Genomic DNA, 15,949 nt, shown 5'->3' with positions numbered 1-15,949 from the left:
GCATGACCGAAGTGAAGATCGTCGAAGACTGTGCGGGGTCGGCCGAATCAGCGTTCCAGTACGTCAACGATTACCGGAACCTGCCCAGTTTTCTGCACGGCATTCAGTCCTTCACACCGGTCGGCGAGCAGACCGAGGGCGTCGGCGCCGTCTTCGACGGGCACATGAAGCTCGGCCCGGCCTCGCTGCACTCGCGGGTCGAGGTGGTCCGCTGGGAGGAGAACTACGCCATCGGCATCAAGTCGATCAAGGGCTTCGAGATCGTGTCGACCTTCCTGTTCCACCCCAGGAGCGACGACCTGTGCACCGTCGACGCCATCATCGACTTCCGGGTGCCCGGCGGGCTGGCCGGCAGGGCGCTCGGCAAGACCATCGAGCCGTTCGTGAAGATCGCGGTCAAGCACACGACGGACAATCTCGTGAAGGAGATCGCCGCGTACCACGCGAGCCGCGCCTGATGGCTCCGGAGCCGGGCGAGGGGCGAGGCACCGCGCGGACGATGAGATGCTGAAAGCATGAGCGAGCGCACCACCCCGACCTTCGCCCAGCGGATGGGCTACATCTGGGGCCGGACGTTGCCCCCGACGATGTCGGAGTGGGTGGTCGCCGACCTGACCGGCCCCGGGGCCACCCGCCGCTACCTGCTGCGCATCCTGGTACCGATCATCCCGGTGCTGAGCCTTTTCCTTCTGGTGCCAGGCCCGCTGTGGATGGGCTTGGCGATGATGGCGCTGCTCTACCTGCCGCTGATCTATTTCACCGTGGCGCTGATGTACGTCTTCCGGCGGCACCGCCTGATCAAACACGGGCTCGACCCAGCGCTGGCCGACGCCGACGCCAGGGAGCGGGCCGCCGCGGACCGGCTGGCCTACGAGCGCAAGCACGGCCGCGCCTGACGCCCCGTTCAGCGGCCGGAAAAACGCATCGTGGGAACGCCGTCGATCGCGAATACGAGGCTGGCGGTGACTTATATCACGGGCATAGCCTGTAGACATGAAAAAACCCACATTCGGGCAGCGGATCACCTACGATCTGGGCCGCGAGCTCCCGGAGGAGTTTCACGAGTGGGTCGTCCACGACCTCGTCGGACACGGGGCCTCGGAGCGTTACCTCGTCCGATTCGTCGTGCCGATCATCCCGTTCTTCGCGCTGGTGCTGCTGTTCCCCGGACCGATGCCGCTCAAGATCGGCATGATCGTAATGATGATCGTGCCGCTGATCGTCTTCACGGTGGCGCTGACCTACGTGTGGCGCCGCTTCCGCTTGATCCAGCACGGACTGAGCCCTGACCTGTTGGACCACGGCCGAATCTCCGACATCGACCGCGAGAAGTACGAACTGCGCTACCGGCACCATTGACGCCGGACATCACCGCCGAACACCGGTGACCGCGAGGGCGAGCGGCCACCGCCGGAGGCGGCCGCGGCCATGACAGCGACCGAGCTCACATCGAGCAACCGGCCGACGCCACCGCTCGGCCCCGCACCCTAAGCTGACATTCGTGACCGAATCAGTGAACATTGCCACCGCCGATCTGGCCGACGAGATCGGCCCCGAGATCCGCAGCTGCGACACGCAGTTCATTCAATTCGGCGGCCGCGAGGTGTTCTCCGGGCGCATCACCACCATCCGCTGCTTCCAGGACAACCTGCTGGTCAAGCAGACGCTGAGCGAACCGGGCAATGGCGCGGTGCTGGTGGTCGACGGCGGCGCGAGCGTGCACACCGCGCTGGTCGGCGACATCATCGCGGGCCGCGGCGTCGACAACGGCTGGGCAGGCGTGATCGTCAACGGCGCCGTGCGCGATTCGGCGATCCTGCGCACCCTCGACATCGGCATCAAGGCGCTGGGCACCAACCCGCGCAAGAGCACCCAGACCGGCAGCGGTGAACGCGACGTCACGGTCGAGTTCGGCGGCGTCACCTTCGTGCCGGGCGAGATGCTCTACAGCGACCACGACGGCATCGTGGTGCGCGCCGAATCCTGAACCGCCCCGGCTAGTCCGGGGCGACCCGCGCCTTGTGACCGGCGAGGGCGACGACGTCGCCGACGTGCAACTGCCGTCCGCGCCGTAGTTCGACCTCGTCGTTCACCCGGACCAGGCCCGCGGCGATCACCGTCTTGGCCTCCGAACCGGAATCGATCAGATTCGCCAGTTTCAAGAACTGGCCGAGCCGAATGACGTCGTCATCAATCGGCACATCGACTGGATCCGACATGGCGTACATCCTCGCGCCAGGAACCCCGGATCGGCAAACCGCCTGCCAGCGAACACGCCGCGCGAAGGCTCGGCAAACAATCCCGGCAGCGTCCACACTGGATTGGTGACTACCACGCAAGCCGGTGAGCGCACCGAGATCGAACGCCTAGCGGAAAAGCCGACTCCCCCGGTTCCGCACCGCGGGCACGGCCGGTTCGCGCAGGTCCCGCACATCGCGGGCACCGTGCTCGGCGTCTTCGCCGTGTCCTGCTTCCTGTGGAGCCTGTCGCCAGCTCTGCGATTCCTGACCGAGGTGCCCCGCCGCTACCTCGACGACTACTACTTCGACGCGCCCGACACCAACCTGATGTGGGCGCTGATCGTCGGCCTCCTCGCCGGCGCGATCGCCAGCCGCAAACGGATCGCCTGGTGGCTGCTCGTCGGTTATCTCGCGCTGTTCGCGCTGACCAACGCCGTGGCATTCGTGACCGAAGGCAATATCGACGCGCTCGTCGCGTTGATCGTGCAACTCGGCGTGATCGGCGTGCTGGTCGCCTCGTGGCGGGAGTTCTACACAAAGGTGCGGCGCGGCGCGGCATGGAAAGCGCTCGGCGTCCTGGTCGGCGGGCTGGCGGCAGGCTGTCTGCTCGGCTGGGCCTTGGTCGAGCTGTTCCCCGGCACGCTGCCCGTCGGTGTGCAGCGGCCCGCGTGGGCGGTCTACCGGGTGACCGCGGCGATCCTGGTGGACAACGAGCATTTCGATGGCCACCCGCGCCCGTTCGTCAACTTCCTGCTCGGCCTGTTCGGCGCGATCGCGCTGCTGGCCGCGGCGATCACGCTGCTGCGCTCGCAGCGCGCGCAGAACGCCATGACCGGCCTGGACGAGTCGGCGATCCGCGGCCTGCTCGAAACCTCCGATGTGGACGATTCGCTCGGCTACTTCGCCACCCGCCGCGACAAGGCGGTGGTCTTCGCGCCGAGCGGAAAGGCGGCCGTCACCTATCGTGTCGAGCTGGGCGTCTGCCTGGCCAGCGGCGATCCGATCGGCATCCGCGAAGCGTGGCCGCAGGCGATCGACGCCTGGCTGTGGCTGGCCGACCGATTCGGCTGGACGCCCGCTGTCATGGGGGCAAGCGAAATCGGAGCGACCGCCTACCGCAGGGCCGGGCTTTCCGCGCTGCGCCTCGGCGACGAGGCCATACTCGACACCAGAAGCTTCTCGCTGGCGGGCCCGGAGCTCAAGCAGGTCCGCCAAGCCGTGAACCGGCTGCGCAAGCACGGCATCACGGTGCGCATCCGCAGGCACGGTGACATCCCCGCCGAGGAGTTCCCGCAGATCATCGCCAGGGCCGACGCCTGGCGCGACACCGAGACCGAGCGCGGCTTCTCGATGGCGCTCGGCAGGCTCGGCGATCCGCTCGACGGCGACTGCCTGCTGGTCGAGGCGGTGAATCCACAGGACCGGGTGCTCGGCATGCTGTCGCTGGTGCCGTGGGGCCGCACCGGCGCGTCACTGGAGTTGATGCGCCGCGATCCGCAGAGCCCCAACGGCGTGATGGAGCTGATGATCTCGCAGCTGGCGCTGAACTCCGAACAGTACGGCGTCACCAAGGTGTCGCTGAACTTCGCGGTGTTCCGCTCGGTGTTCGAAGAGGGCGCGCGGATCGGAGCCGGCCCTGTCCTTCGGCTCTGGCGCGGCGTGCTGATGTTCTTCTCGCGATGGTGGCAGCTGGAGGCGCTGTACCGGTCGAACGTGAAATACCAGCCGCACTGGGTGCCGCGCTTCTTCCTGTTCGAGGAGCGCAGGCAGTTGCCGCGGGTCGCGGTGGCCAGCGGCTTGGCCGAAGGCTTCCTGCCGCGCTTCGGCAAGGAACCCGAGACCACCGTGCACACCGGTCTGCACAGCGCGGTCCCCGACACCATCACCGGCCTGAACGCCGACGGCAGCGCGCCAGACGTTCCGGAGGTCGGTGTCGCCGAACACCTCACGCGCCGCCCCGAGCAGGTCCGGGTGCGGATGGACAAGCTGGACCGGATGACGGCGGCGGGCATCGACCCGTATCCGGTCGCCTATCCCCCGACGCACACGGTGGCCGCGGCCCGGCGCTCGCCGCGCGGCACCACGGTCAGGGTGTGCGGCAGGCTGCTCCGCATCCGCGACTACGGCGGGGTGATCTTCGCGGTGCTGCGCGACTGGTCCGGCGACATCCAGCTGGTCATCGACCGCGATCGGGTCGGCGTCGAGCGCAGCGCCGAGTTCGGCGAGTATTTCGACCTCGGCGATCTGATCGAGGTGAGCGGCCAGATCGGGCTGAGTCGGCGCGGCGAACTCTCCCTGCTGGCGTCCGACTGGCGGATGATCGGCAAATGCCTGCACCCGCTGCCGGACAAGTGGAAGGGCCTCGCCGATCCCGAGGCCAAGGTGCGACAGCGCTACGTCGACATGTCGATCAACCAGGAGACCCGCGAGGTAATCGCCAAGCGCAGCGCGGTGGTGCGTTCGCTGCGCGACTCGCTCAATTCCTGGGGCTACCTCGAGGTCGAGACGCCGATCCTGCAGCGGGTCCACGGCGGCGCCAACGCGACCCCGTTCATCACCCACATCAACGCCTACGATCTCGACCTCTACCTGCGCATCGCCCCCGAGCTCTACCTGAAACGACTATGCGTCGGCGGCATGGAGAAGGTCTTCGAGCTGGGCCGCACCTTCCGCAACGAGGGTGTCGATTTCAGCCACAACCCGGAATTCACCATTCTCGAGGCGTACGAGGCGCACAGCGATTACGAGCGCATGATGCACACCTGCCGCCACCTGATCCAGAACGCCGCGATGGCCGCCAACGGCGCCGAGGTCGCTCTGCGGCCGACCGACGACGGTTCGTTCGAGGCCGTCGACATCTCCGGCGAGTGGCCGGTGAAGACGGTGCACGGCGCGGTGTCGGAGGCCATCGGATCGACCATCACACCGCAGACCTCCGTGGCGGAGCTGCGCAAGCTGTGCGACGGTGCCGACATCCCATACCAGCACGGCTGGGACGCGGGCCAGGTGGTGCTGGAAATGTATGAGCACCTGGTGGAATCGCAGACCAGGGAACCCACCTTCTATATCGACTTCCCGACTTCGGTGTCGCCGCTGACCCGCGCGCACCGCAGCATCGCCGGTGTCACCGAGCGCTGGGATCTGGTGGCATGGGGCGTCGAACTCGGCACGGCCTACAGCGAACTCACCGATCCGGTCGAGCAGCGGCGCAGGCTCACCGAGCAGTCCATGCTCGCGGCGGGCGGTGATCCGGAGGCGATGGAGCTGGATGAAGACTTCCTGCAGGCGCTCGAACACGCCATGCCGCCCACCGGCGGTCTCGGCATGGGCGTCGACCGGATCGTCATGCTGATCACGGGCCGCAGCATCCGCGAAACGCTGCCGTTCCCATTGGTGAAGCCCCGCTGAGGATCTCACTATGAGGGACTGCACCGTCGAAGGATTAACGGTGATCGACAGCTGCCGATAACCTTTGAGACTCGGCTCCGGGAGGAGGCCGATACCTTCGACGATCGGGATGGGACATATGTACGTTGACCTGTTGACCAATGCCGGCCTGCTGGATCCGTCCGTGTGGGCGAGCCCGGACACCTGGACAACGGCCATGGAGTACGCGGCGAAGAAAAAGAAGAAGAGCAACAGCGGTCTGCTCTTCGGCGGCATCTGCTGCCTTCTCGTGGTCGTCGCCATCGGCGTTGGCATCTACCTGCTGCTCAACAAGCGCAAGCAGGGCAACCAGCAGCCTCCGAACGGCCAGCCGCCCTACGGCCAGCCGGGCCAGCCGCCCTACGGCCAGCACTGATCGGGTCGCTGTTCGCGCGGAAAGCCCGGGCCGCGTAGGCATTCTAGGCTTTCGTGTGCGGCGCGGAATCGGCTCGGTCCGCGTGGAGGTCGGCGGCCGAGTCGGTTCGGCCGGACTACCTCCGGCCGATCCCGGTCAGGTCGATGTCGATATGAAACGGGACGCTCAGGCGCAGGCGGTCGTGGTGGATGCCGGTGAGCGCGTAAGTCTTTGTCGCGGGGTCGAGTTCGTACACGTAAACGACCGGGTGCCCGTCGCCGTTCTCCACTCGCCAGAAGTATGCGATACCGGCCTTGGCGTACAGCTGAGGTTTCCGCTCGCGATCCCGAGTCCGGGATTCGATCGACACGACCTCAACGGCCAGCACGACTTCATCGGGCCAATAGGTGGTCCTTTCCAGACCGCCATCGGTGTGCGCACGCACCACCAGCACATCCGGCTCGGGCCGCTGGTCCCGGCCGAGCGTGACGGTCATCTCGCGACGAACCCTCATGCCCGCGGGCGCCAGGCGACCCAGGGCCGATTCGAGCAATGAGATGACCTGCACGTGGAACTTCACCCGCGGGGACGCGAAGACGAAGCTCCCGTCGATCAACTCGGTGTGTGGTGGCAGATCGGGCAGGCGGTCCAGGTCCTCGGCGACGAACCCGCCGGGCGGCGGACGCAACCACTGCGGAAACGGTTCGGCGGTCACGGCGACGAGTATGTCACCGCACTTCGACGCGATGTATCCGAAAAGCACTGCCTGAAGTGAACAACAGAGATGCATAGCGAAAACCCGAGTCGAAGCCCGGGCCCCAGAGCTTCTCCCGCCTGACAACGCCACCTGGGCCGGACGGCCGCGGGAGCATGCGGCACAGTGGGTGGGTGCAGTTGATTCTCGTTCGCCATGCGCAGCCGCTTCGGGTGTTGAGCGCGTCCGGTCCCGCCGATCCCGAGCTGTCGGAGGTGGGGCGTGAGCAGGCGGAGCGCGTGCCCGGCGCATTGAGCCACCATCGGATCGCGCGGGTGTTGAGCAGTCCGCAACGGCGGGCGCGGGAGACCGCGGCGCCGACGGCCGCCAAGCTGGGCCTGCCGGTGGAGATCGTGGACGACCTGGCCGAATACGATCGCGACCTGCCCGCCTACATTCCGATCGAGGACGCCAAGCTGGAGTTCCGCGACGCCTACGAACGGATCAAGGCCGGATATCTGCCGGAGCAGATCGACGGTCCCGCGTTCGTGCACCGGGTGCGCGATGCCGTGACGGAGATCGCCGCGAGCACCGATCCGGCCGATACCGTGGTCGCCTTCGCGCACGGCGGCGTGATCAACGTGCTGTTGCAGGAAGTACTCGGCCTGCCGCGGCCGCTGACCTTCCCGATCGACTACTGCTCGGTGACCCGAATCCTGTTCTCCCGCACCGGCCGCCGCTCCGCCGCGACCGTCAACGAGAACGGCCACGTGTGGGACCTGTTGCCCCGTAACATCGGCCGCTGATCGCGGGCGGGGCCGCCCAAGTCGACCTCGGCCGCGGATTCAGTGGGACCTACCGCCCACAACATCGACCGCCGGGATCGCGGAAGAGCCCGCCGACATTAACGTCGGCCGCGGATCGAGTGGGGCCTGTTGCCTCGCGACATCGACCGCCGGGATCGCGGAAAGCCCGCCGCTGTTAACGTCGGCCGCGGATCGAGCAAAACCTGTTGCCTCGCAACAGCGGCCGTGGAATCGCAGGCAGACGCGCCGCCGTTAACGTCGGCCGCGGATTCACAGCGAAGCCCGCCCCTCACAGCCGACTACCAGAATCGTCGCACCCCGGTCACAGCGCCAAGCCCTTCGATGGGAGTTCGTGAGTCACCCGCGACTCACGCTCTGAGAGAAGGGAGTTGCGAATGTTTTCCAAGACGAAGAATGCGCGCCGAGGAGCCATCCGAGCCGCCGTGGCGGGCGCGATGGTGACCGTTCCTTTGTCCGCGGTGGCGGCGACGGCCAGTGCGGAAGCGCCCGCGGCCGACACCGCTCAGGTTCAGCAGGGGACGGAGGGTCTGGCGCTGGAAGGCACCGATGTCAGCCGCCCGCATTCGGGTGGGTACCCCGGGCGACCGGGCAACAGGCCGGACCACGACAGGCCGAATTCCCACGAGGCGGACTACTACACCACGCCCGGCGCCGGGCCCCGCGTTCACCGGGAGGGAATCCCGCCGACCAAGTAGGGCGGCGGCAGTGTGGGCTGATCAGCAACGACGAAGGCCACCCTCCGCACGGGGGAAGGTGGCCTTCGCTGTGTCCGTGGACCGATCAGGCCATGCCCGCGAGCCAGTTGTGCATCCAGGAGATCGCGGTCTGCCCGCCGCCGACCGAGTAGCTGCCGTACACGGTGTGCGCCTGCGAACGGTAGAAACGCTCCAGGTCCTTGGCGCGCTGCTGGTTCGCCGTGTCGGTGAGCTGCGACTGGAGGGTGGGCACGCCGCCGAACGCCATCAGGTCGTTGATGATCGCGCCCGCCTCGAGCTGGTAGCGCCAGATGTTGGCCGGGTTGGCGTCCGAGCTCTGGGCGAGGAAGCCGGCGAAACGGGTGACGAAGTCGTCGGTCGCGGTCGCGCAGTACAGGTCGTCGACCGCGCAGATGGTGCGAGTGCGGTCGCTCACCCAGCCGAAGCCGCCGACCCGGGCCCCACCGGCGCCCGCGCCGGGCGCCACCGGACCGACCTGGACGTCGGTCGGCGAGCGGCGCGGGTCGGAGATCAGGCCGACGCCCGCGACGCGATCGGGCGAGACAACGCCGAGGCCGGTGCCGATCTCGGCCGCGAGATCACCGGCGGCGTCCGCGCCCTGGCTGTAGCCGACCAGCGCGATCTTCGTCGCGCCGCAACGCTGGGCCACCTCGCCGATCAGCCCGCGCGCCGCGCTGACCGCCTCTTTCTTCGAGTTGCCGTAAACCTCACCCTCCCAAGGGAAGGCGGTCGCCGCGTAGGTCACGTAGTCGACGTCGACCGAGCGGGGCAGGCCGCGAGTGACGCCCGCCAGCATGCCGGGCTGCGGCGTCTTGTCGTGACCGGTCTCCCAGGTGCCGGGAATGGCCACCACATAGAGGCTGGGGCAGTTGTCCGCGGCCGCGGTTCCACTGCCGAACACCAAGCCGGACGCGATCGCCGCGGACGCGCCCATGGCCGCGACAAGCTTCTTCAACTGCATACTGCTCCAGTTCAACCTGGCCCCGGTGATGGGGCGCTCCCCGTCGAGTTGCCGCTCACATGCTGAACGCGATGGATGTCGTCCCAATGCGAAGTCGACCCGAGTCACCCACCGCGTTAACGCCTGTACGACGTGCACGAGCCCGCAGGTCGGCCGCACGCCGTTGATCACAATAGGGCTCGCGCGCCCCATTCGCCATTCAGGCTCGCCATGTGTCCGATTTCCGACAGCGAATACAGGAAAGCGCCCGTGGACGAGTTGTCCACGGGCGCCTTACGTTTGCTTCAGGCGAAGATCAGCGCTGGGCGACCATCGTCGGGGTGACCGGCGCGGGCAGCGCCGTCTCGCCCTCGAGGAACTGGTCGACCGCGGAGGCCGCGGCGCGGCCTTCGGCGATGGCCCAGACGATCAGCGACTGGCCGCGGCCCATGTCACCGGCGACGAAGACGCCGGGAATGTTTGTGGCCCAGTTCTTGTCGCGCTGGACGTTGCCACGCTGGTCGTAGCCGACACCGAGATCGCTGAGCAGGCCCGGCTTCTCGGGTCCGACGAAGCCCATGGCCAGCAGCACCAGATCGGCCTCGAGGGTGAAGTCGGTGCCGTCGACCTTCTCGAAGCGGCCGTTGACCATCTTGACCTCGTGCGCCTCCAGGCCGGTGACCTTGCCGTCCGCGCCGACGAAACGCTCGGTGTTCACGGAGAACACCCGCTCGCCGCCCTCCTCGTGCGCCGAGGAAACCCGGTACATCAGCGGGTAGGTCGGCCACGGGGTGGAGGCGGCGCGCTCCTCCGGCGGACGCGGCATGATCTCGAACTGGTGCACCGACTCGGCGCCCTGGCGGTGCGAGGTGCCGAGGCAGTCGGCGCCGGTGTCGCCGCCACCGATGATGACGACCTTCTTGCCCTTGGCGTGGATCGGCGGCAGGCCTTCGGCGTCGGTGACGTCGTCGCCCAGTTGCACCCGGTTGGCCCAGGGCAGGAACTCCATCGCCTGGTGGATGCCGTCCAGCTCCCGGCCGGGGATCGGCAGGTCGCGGGCCAGGGTGGCGCCGCCCGCCAGCACGACCGCGTCGAACTGCTCGCGCAGCTCATCGGCGGTGATGTCGACGCCGACGTTCACGCCGGTCTTGAAGATGGTGCCCTCGGCCTCCATCTGCGCGAGACGGCGGTCGATGAAGCGCTTCTCCATCTTGAATTCCGGGATGCCGTAGCGCAGCAGGCCGCCGATGCGGTCGGCGCGCTCGAACACGGTCACGGTGTGACCTGCGCGGGTCAGCTGCTGTGCGGCGGCGAGGCCGGCCGGGCCGGAGCCGACGACGGCGACCTTCTTGCCGGTGATGCGGGTCGGGTAGACCGGGGTCACCCAGCCCTCGTCGAAGGCGTTCTCGATGAGCTCGACCTCGACCTGCTTGATCGTCACCGGGTCCTGGTTGATGCCGAGGACGCAGGACGCCTCACACGGCGCCGGGCACAGGCGACCGGTGAACTCAGGGAAGTTGTTGGTCGCGTGCAGGCGGTCGATGCCCTCCCGCCACTGGCCCTTGTACACGAGGTCGTTCCACTCGGGAATCAGGTTCCCGAGCGGACAGCCGTTGTGACAGAACGGGATACCGCAGTCCATGCACCGGCTGGCCTGGGTCTGCAGAGTGTCGTGGGAGAACTTCTCCTCGTAGACCTCTTTCCAGTCCATCAGGCGCAGCGGAACCGGACGCCGCTTGGGCAGTTCCCGCGAGGTGTGCTTCAGAAATCCTTGTGGGTCAGCCACGTGCGGCCTCCATGATCGCTTCGTCCACGTCCTTGCCGCTCTTCTCAGCTTCGGAGATGGCGAGCAAAACCTTCTTGTATTCGCGCGGCATGACCTTGACGAAGTGGTTCACCTGCTGCGACCAATCGCTCAGGATGCGATCGGCGACAGCCGAACCCGTCTGGTCACGGTGCTCGGTCACGATGTCGTGCAGCCAGGTGAAGTCGTCACCCGCGAGCTGCTCGAGCGCGTCGGTCTGTTCCGGGTTGACCCGCGCGGCGAACGTGCCGTCCGGGTCGTACACGAACGCGACACCGCCGGACATACCGGCGCCGAAGTTGCGCCCGGTCTCGCCGAGGATGACCACCCGGCCGCCGGTCATGTACTCGAGGCCGTGGTCGCCCACGCCCTCGACCACCGCGGTGGCGCCCGAGTTGCGCACGGCGAACCGCTCGCCGACCACGCCGCTGATGAACGCCTTGCCGCTGGTCGCGCCGAACAGGATCACGTTGCCCGCGATGATGTTCTGGTCGGCGACGAAGTCCGACGGCGCGCTCTGCGACGGGCGCACGATGATGTGACCGCCCGAAAGACCCTTGCCGACATAGTCGTTCGCGTCACCCTGCACCCGCAGCGTGATGCCCGCCGGCACGAAGGCGCCGAAGCTGTTGCCCGCGGAACCGGTGAACGTGATGTCGATGGTGTCGTCGGGCAGGCCGGTGCCGCCGTACAGCTTGGTCACCTCGTGGCCGAGCATGGTGCCGACCGTGCGGTTCACGTTCGTGATCTTGGTCTCGAACTTCACCGCCTGGCCGCGCTCCAGCGCGTCCCGGCTCTGGACGATCAGCTGCTGGTCGAGTGCCTTGTCCAGGCCGTGGTCCTGCGACTTGGTGCAGCGGCGGTCCTGGTACATGAACGCCGTCTCGACGTCGTCCAGGATCGGCGAGAGGTCCAGCTTGCTGGCCTTCCAGTGCTCCTTGGCCTTGGAGGTGTCGAGCATGTCGACCCGGCCGATGGCCTCGTCCAGCGTGCGGAAGCCGAGCGATGCCAGCAGTTCGCGGACCTCTTCGGCGATGAACAGGAAGAAGTTCTCGACGAATTCCGGCTTGCCCGTGAAGCGTTCGCGCAGCAGCGGGTTCTGCGTCGCGACACCGACGGGGCAGGTGTCCAGGTGGCAGACGCGCATCATGATGCAGCCCGATACCACCAGCGGAGCGGTCGCGAAGCCGTACTCCTCGGCGCCGAGGAGCGCGGCGATCAGGACGTCGCGGCCCGTCTTCATCTGACCGTCGACCTGCACCACGATGCGGTCGCGCAGGCCGTTGAGCAGCAACGTCTGCTGGGTCTCGGCGAGGCCGAGCTCCCAGGGACCGCCCGCGTGCTTGAGCGAGGTCAGCGGGGACGCGCCGGTGCCGCCGTCGTGGCCGGAGATCAGCACGACGTCGGCGTGCGCCTTCGACACACCGGCGGCGACGGTGCCGACGCCGGGCTCCGCGACAAGTTTCACGTGAATCCGAGCCTGCGGGTTCGCGTTCTTCAGGTCGTGGATCAGCTGCGCCAGGTCCTCGATCGAGTAGATGTCGTGGTGCGGCGGCGGCGAGATCAGGCCGACGCCCGGCGTCGAGTGCCGCACCTCGGCGACCCACGGGTACACCTTGTGCGCGGGCAGCTGACCACCCTCGCCCGGCTTGGCGCCCTGGGCCATCTTGATCTGGATGTCGGTGCAGTTGGTCAGGTAGTGCGCGGTGACGCCGAAGCGACCCGAGGCCACCTGCTTGATCGCCGAACGACGCCAGTCGCCGTTGTCCTCGACCTCGAAGCGGGCCGGGTGCTCGCCGCCCTCACCGGAGTTCGAGCGGCCGCCGAGCCGGTTCATCGCGATCGCGAGGGTCTCGTGCGCCTCGGCCGAGATGGAGCCGTAGCTCATCGCGCCGGTGGAGAACCGCTTCACGATCTCCGAGGCGGGCTCGACCTCGTCGATCGAGATCGGCGCGCGCTGACCGGTCTTGAACTTGAACAGGCCGCGCAGCGAGGCCAAGCGCTCGGACTGATCGTCGACCAGCTTGGTGTACTCCTTGAAGATCGAGTACTGGCCCGAGCGGGTCGCGTGCTGCAGCTTGAAGACGGTGTCCGGGTTGAACAGGTGGTATTCGCCCTCGCGGCGCCACTGGTACTCGCCGCCCACCTCGAGGTCGCGGTGCGCGCGCTCGTTGCGGTTCTCCAGGAACGCCACCCGGTGCCGCGCCGCCACGTCGTCGGCGATCTCGTCGAGGCCGATGCCGTCCAAGTGCGAGCGCAGGCCGGTGAAGTACTCGTCCACCAGGTCCTGCGACAGGCCGATCACCTGGAACAGCTGCGCGCCGTTGTAGGAGGCGAGGGTGGAGATGCCCATCTTGGACATCACCTTCAGCACGCCCTTGCCCGCGGCCTTGTTGAAGTTCGCGACCGCCTTGCGGAAGTCGGACTCCAGGCTGCCGGTGCCGAGGTCGAGCGCGCCGCGCTCCAGCATGTCCTCGATGGTCTCGAAGGCCATGTACGGGTTGATCGCGGCCGCGCCGAAGCCGACCAGCATGGCCATGTGGTGCACCTCGCGGGCGTCACCGGCCTCCACGATCAGGCCGACCTTGGTGCGGGTGCGCTCGCGCACCAGGTGGTGGTGCACCGAGGAGGTGAGCAGCAGCGAGGGGATCGGCGCCAGCTTCTCGTTGGACTCGCGGTCGGAGAGCACGATGATGCGCGCGCCGCCGTCGATGGCCGCCGACACCTGGGTGTTGATGGCCTGCAGCGCCTTGCGCAGGCCCTTGCCGCCCTTCTTCACCGGGTACAGGCCGCGCACGACCACCGAGCGCAGCTCAGGACGCGAGCCGTCGTCGTTGATGTGCACGAGCTTGGCCAGCTCGTCGTTGTCCAGGATCGGCTGCTCGATGGCGATCTGCTTGCACGACTCGGGGCCGGGGTGCATCAGATCGGCCTCCGGGCCGATGTTGCGCTTGAGGCTGGTGACGACCTCTTCCCGGATCGCGTCCAGCGGCGGGTTGGTGACCTGCGCGAACAGCTGGGAGAAGTAGTCGAACAGCAGGCGAGGACGCGCCGAGAGCACCGCGATCGGCGTATCGGTGCCCATCGAGCCGAGCGCCTCGAGGCCGGACTTGGCCATCGGGGAGATCAGCAGGTTCAGCTCTTCGTTGGTGTATCCGAAGATCTGCTGACGGATCAGCACCCGGTCGTGCGACATGTGCACGTGCGGGCGGTCCGGCAGATCGGCGAGGCGGGTCACACCCTCGTCCAGCCACTGCTGGTACGGGTGCTCGGCGGCCAGCTCGGACTTGACCTCGTCGTCGGTGACGATGCGGCCCTTGGAGGTGTCCACCAGGAACATGCGGCCCGGCTGCAGGCGGGCCTTCTTGACGACCTTGGACTGGTCGATGTCGAGCACGCCGACCTCGGAGGCCATCACGACGAGGCCGTCGTCGGTCACCCAGATGCGGCTCGGCCGCAGGCCGTTGCGGTCGAGCACGGCGCCGATCACGGTGCCGTCGGTGAAGCACACCGACGCGGGGCCGTCCCACGGCTCCATCAGCATCGAGTGGTACTCGTAGAACGCCCGCCGCTGCGGGTCCATGTTCTCGTTGCGTTCCCAGGCCTCGGGAATCATCATCAGCACGGCGTGGGGCAGGCTGCGGCCGCCGAGGTGCAGCAGTTCGAGCACCTCGTCGAAGCGGGCCGTGTCGCTCGCCCCCGGGGTACAGACGGGGAAGATCTTCTCCAGGCGGTTCTTGCCCGCGGAGTCGGTCCCGAAGACGTCGCTGTTCAGCAGCGCCTCGCGGGCGCGCATCCAGTTCTCGTTGCCGGTGACGGTGTTGATCTCACCGTTGTGCGCCACCCGGCGGAACGGGTGCGCGAGGGGCCACGACGGGAAGGTGTTGGTGGAGAACCGGGAGTGCACGATGCCGAGGGCGGACTCCACCCGGCCGTCCTGCAGGTCCAGGTAGAAGGCGCGCAACTGGGGCGTGGTGAACATGCCCTTGTAGACGAAGGTCTGGCCGGACAGGCTCGGGAAGTACACCGACTCCCTGCCGACGGCGCCCTCGCCCGCGCCCTGCGAACCGAGCTCGTGCTCGACGCGCTTGCGGATGACGTAGGCGCGACGCTCCAGGTCCATGCCGGACAGCTGCTCGGCGGCGCCCTTCGGGGAGGCGATGAAGATCTGGCGGAAGGTCGGCATGGCGTCGCGCGACAGCGCGCCGAGCGACGACTCGTCGATCGGCACCTCGCGCCAGCCGAGGACCTCGAGGCCCTCTTCCTTGACGATCTTCTCCACGCCGTACGCGGCGCGCGCGGCCTCGCGACGGGCCTGCGGCAGGAAGGCGATACCCGACGCGTAGGACCCTTCGGCGGGCAGCTCGAAGTCCACGATCGCGCGGAAGAAACGGTCCGGGATCTGGATCAGGATGCCCGCGCCGTCGCCGGAATTCGGCTCGGCGCCCGCAGCACCACGGTGCTCCAGGTTCAACAGGGCCGTAATAGCCTTGTCCACGATGTCGCGGCTGCGGCGGCCGTGCATATCGACGACGAATGCGACACCGCAGGCGTCGTGTTCGTTCGCCGGGTCGTAAAGACCGATGGGTCCAGGTGACCTGTGGCCAGGAAGTTGCGTCATGCCTCTGCCTTCAAGAAAGTGGCCTTCGAAGAAAAACGGCCTTTCGTCGAACGCCTCCGTCAAGACTGCGCCCGTACGTTCCGAATCCAGCCGCGCTGATGGTCTTCGGCGTGCAGTCACGTCTCCAGTTGTCCACCCGCGATGGATAAGTGGGTGCTCGTAGGTAACGGAACGCTTACGTGTTCCTAACCTCCGCGCGGGTGTTCGCCCGCTACTCTGGGCACCTGCCTGGTGAGCCCGAGCGGGCGATGGTCGCCGAGCTTTTCGTGTTCGGCGTAAGAGCAAACGATAAGTCAGGTCCGGGGCCCAACCAACTTAGGTAGCAC

General features: G+C 67.6%; 13 protein-coding genes. 8 read left to right on the top strand and 5 right to left on the bottom strand.

The genetic code is table 11. The features are described from left to right. The first annotated feature begins 2 nt into the window (after positions 1-2). From NX1_RS28855 to rraA, 4 genes are all read left to right on the top strand, one after another. Positions 3-458, top strand: a complete 456-nt coding sequence (locus NX1_RS28855; RefSeq protein ID WP_068066138.1) for an SRPBCC family protein — start codon at positions 3-5, stop codon at positions 456-458. A gap of 57 nt (positions 459-515) precedes the next feature. Continuing rightward, positions 516-896 (top strand): DUF5313 family protein, encoded by a 381-nt coding sequence (locus tag NX1_RS28850; RefSeq protein ID WP_068066135.1) that lies wholly within the window; start codon positions 516-518, stop codon positions 894-896. Between the two features lie 97 nt (positions 897-993). After that, positions 994-1,359 carry a DUF5313 family protein gene (locus NX1_RS28845; RefSeq protein ID WP_068066132.1) on the top strand — a complete coding sequence of 122 codons (366 nt, stop codon included), beginning with the start codon at positions 994-996 and terminating at the stop codon, positions 1,357-1,359. 142 nt (positions 1,360-1,501) lie between these two features. After that, on the top strand, positions 1,502-1,987 hold the full coding sequence (rraA, locus tag NX1_RS28840; RefSeq protein ID WP_067786464.1) for a ribonuclease E activity regulator RraA: 486 nt from the start codon (positions 1,502-1,504) through the stop codon (positions 1,985-1,987). Positions 1,988-1,997: 10 nt separating this feature from the next. On the opposite strand, the gene NX1_RS28835 is transcribed toward rraA, so the two are convergent. Continuing rightward, on the bottom strand, positions 1,998-2,219 hold the full coding sequence (locus NX1_RS28835; RefSeq protein ID WP_068066219.1) for an RNA-binding S4 domain-containing protein: 222 nt from the start codon (positions 2,217-2,219) through the stop codon (positions 1,998-2,000). A 105-nt stretch (positions 2,220-2,324) separates the two neighbouring features. Here NX1_RS28835 and lysX point away from each other — a divergent pair, with 105 nt between their 5' ends. Both lysX and NX1_RS28825 read left to right on the top strand, forming a co-directional pair. Continuing rightward, on the top strand, positions 2,325-5,648 hold the full coding sequence (lysX, locus tag NX1_RS28830; protein ID WP_084501831.1) for a bifunctional lysylphosphatidylglycerol synthetase/lysine--tRNA ligase LysX: 3,324 nt from the start codon (positions 2,325-2,327) through the stop codon (positions 5,646-5,648). 133 nt (positions 5,649-5,781) lie between these two features. After that, on the top strand, positions 5,782-6,042 hold the full coding sequence (locus NX1_RS28825) for a hypothetical protein (RefSeq protein ID WP_157120164.1): 261 nt from the start codon (positions 5,782-5,784) through the stop codon (positions 6,040-6,042). A 115-nt stretch (positions 6,043-6,157) separates the two neighbouring features. Here the strand turns inward: NX1_RS28825 and NX1_RS28820 are convergent, their stop codons facing one another. Beyond that, complete coding sequence (locus NX1_RS28820) at positions 6,158-6,736, bottom strand: Uma2 family endonuclease (RefSeq protein WP_068066211.1); 579 nt, start codon at positions 6,734-6,736, stop codon at positions 6,158-6,160. A gap of 173 nt (positions 6,737-6,909) precedes the next feature. Between NX1_RS28820 and NX1_RS28815 the strand changes: the two genes are divergently transcribed. Both NX1_RS28815 and NX1_RS28810 read left to right on the top strand, forming a co-directional pair. Continuing rightward, complete coding sequence (locus NX1_RS28815; protein WP_068066126.1) at positions 6,910-7,521, top strand: histidine phosphatase family protein; 612 nt, start codon at positions 6,910-6,912, stop codon at positions 7,519-7,521. Between the two features lie 395 nt (positions 7,522-7,916). Beyond that, positions 7,917-8,237 carry a hypothetical protein gene (locus NX1_RS28810; protein WP_157120162.1) on the top strand — a complete coding sequence of 107 codons (321 nt, stop codon included), beginning with the start codon at positions 7,917-7,919 and terminating at the stop codon, positions 8,235-8,237. A gap of 85 nt (positions 8,238-8,322) precedes the next feature. Here NX1_RS28810 and NX1_RS28805 read toward each other — a convergent pair whose 3' ends face one another. The 3 genes from NX1_RS28805 to gltB form a co-directional block, all read right to left on the bottom strand. Further along, positions 8,323-9,219: a cutinase family protein gene (locus NX1_RS28805; protein ID WP_084501830.1), complete on the bottom strand. Its 897-nt coding sequence runs from the start codon at positions 9,217-9,219 to the stop codon at positions 8,323-8,325. A 295-nt stretch (positions 9,220-9,514) separates the two neighbouring features. Further along, on the bottom strand, positions 9,515-10,984 hold the full coding sequence (locus NX1_RS28800) for a glutamate synthase subunit beta (protein WP_068066120.1): 1,470 nt from the start codon (positions 10,982-10,984) through the stop codon (positions 9,515-9,517). Next, on the bottom strand, positions 10,977-15,623 hold the full coding sequence (gene gltB / locus NX1_RS28795) for a glutamate synthase large subunit (RefSeq protein ID WP_068066117.1): 4,647 nt from the start codon (positions 15,621-15,623) through the stop codon (positions 10,977-10,979). The genes NX1_RS28800 and gltB overlap by 8 nt, the downstream gene beginning before the upstream one ends. Positions 15,624-15,949: the final 326 nt, after the last annotated feature.

This window comes from Nocardia xishanensis NBRC 101358 (assembly GCF_001613365.1).
Taxonomy (GTDB): Bacteria; Actinomycetota; Actinomycetes; order Mycobacteriales; family Mycobacteriaceae; genus Nocardia; species Nocardia xishanensis.
The sequence above is the reverse complement of the archived record's forward strand: the minus strand, read 5'-3'. Positions and strand labels throughout refer to the sequence as shown.

Excerpts from the sequence above, each read along its gene's own strand:
- NX1_RS28805 (WP_084501830.1), bottom strand. The coding sequence starts at position 9,219 with ATGCAGTTGAAGAAGCTTGTCGCGGCCATGGGCGCGTCCGCGGCGATC.
- NX1_RS28810 (WP_157120162.1), top strand. The coding sequence starts at position 7,917 with ATGTTTTCCAAGACGAAGAATGCGCGCCGAGGAGCCATCCGAGCCGCC.
- gltB (WP_068066117.1), bottom strand. The coding sequence starts at position 15,623 with ATGACGCAACTTCCTGGCCACAGGTCACCTGGACCCATCGGTCTTTAC.
- NX1_RS28855 (WP_068066138.1), top strand. The coding sequence starts at position 3 with ATGACCGAAGTGAAGATCGTCGAAGACTGTGCGGGGTCGGCCGAATCA.
- NX1_RS28845 (WP_068066132.1), top strand. The coding sequence starts at position 994 with ATGAAAAAACCCACATTCGGGCAGCGGATCACCTACGATCTGGGCCGC.
- NX1_RS28835 (WP_068066219.1), bottom strand. The coding sequence starts at position 2,219 with ATGTCGGATCCAGTCGATGTGCCGATTGATGACGACGTCATTCGGCTC.
- NX1_RS28850 (WP_068066135.1), top strand. The coding sequence starts at position 516 with ATGAGCGAGCGCACCACCCCGACCTTCGCCCAGCGGATGGGCTACATC.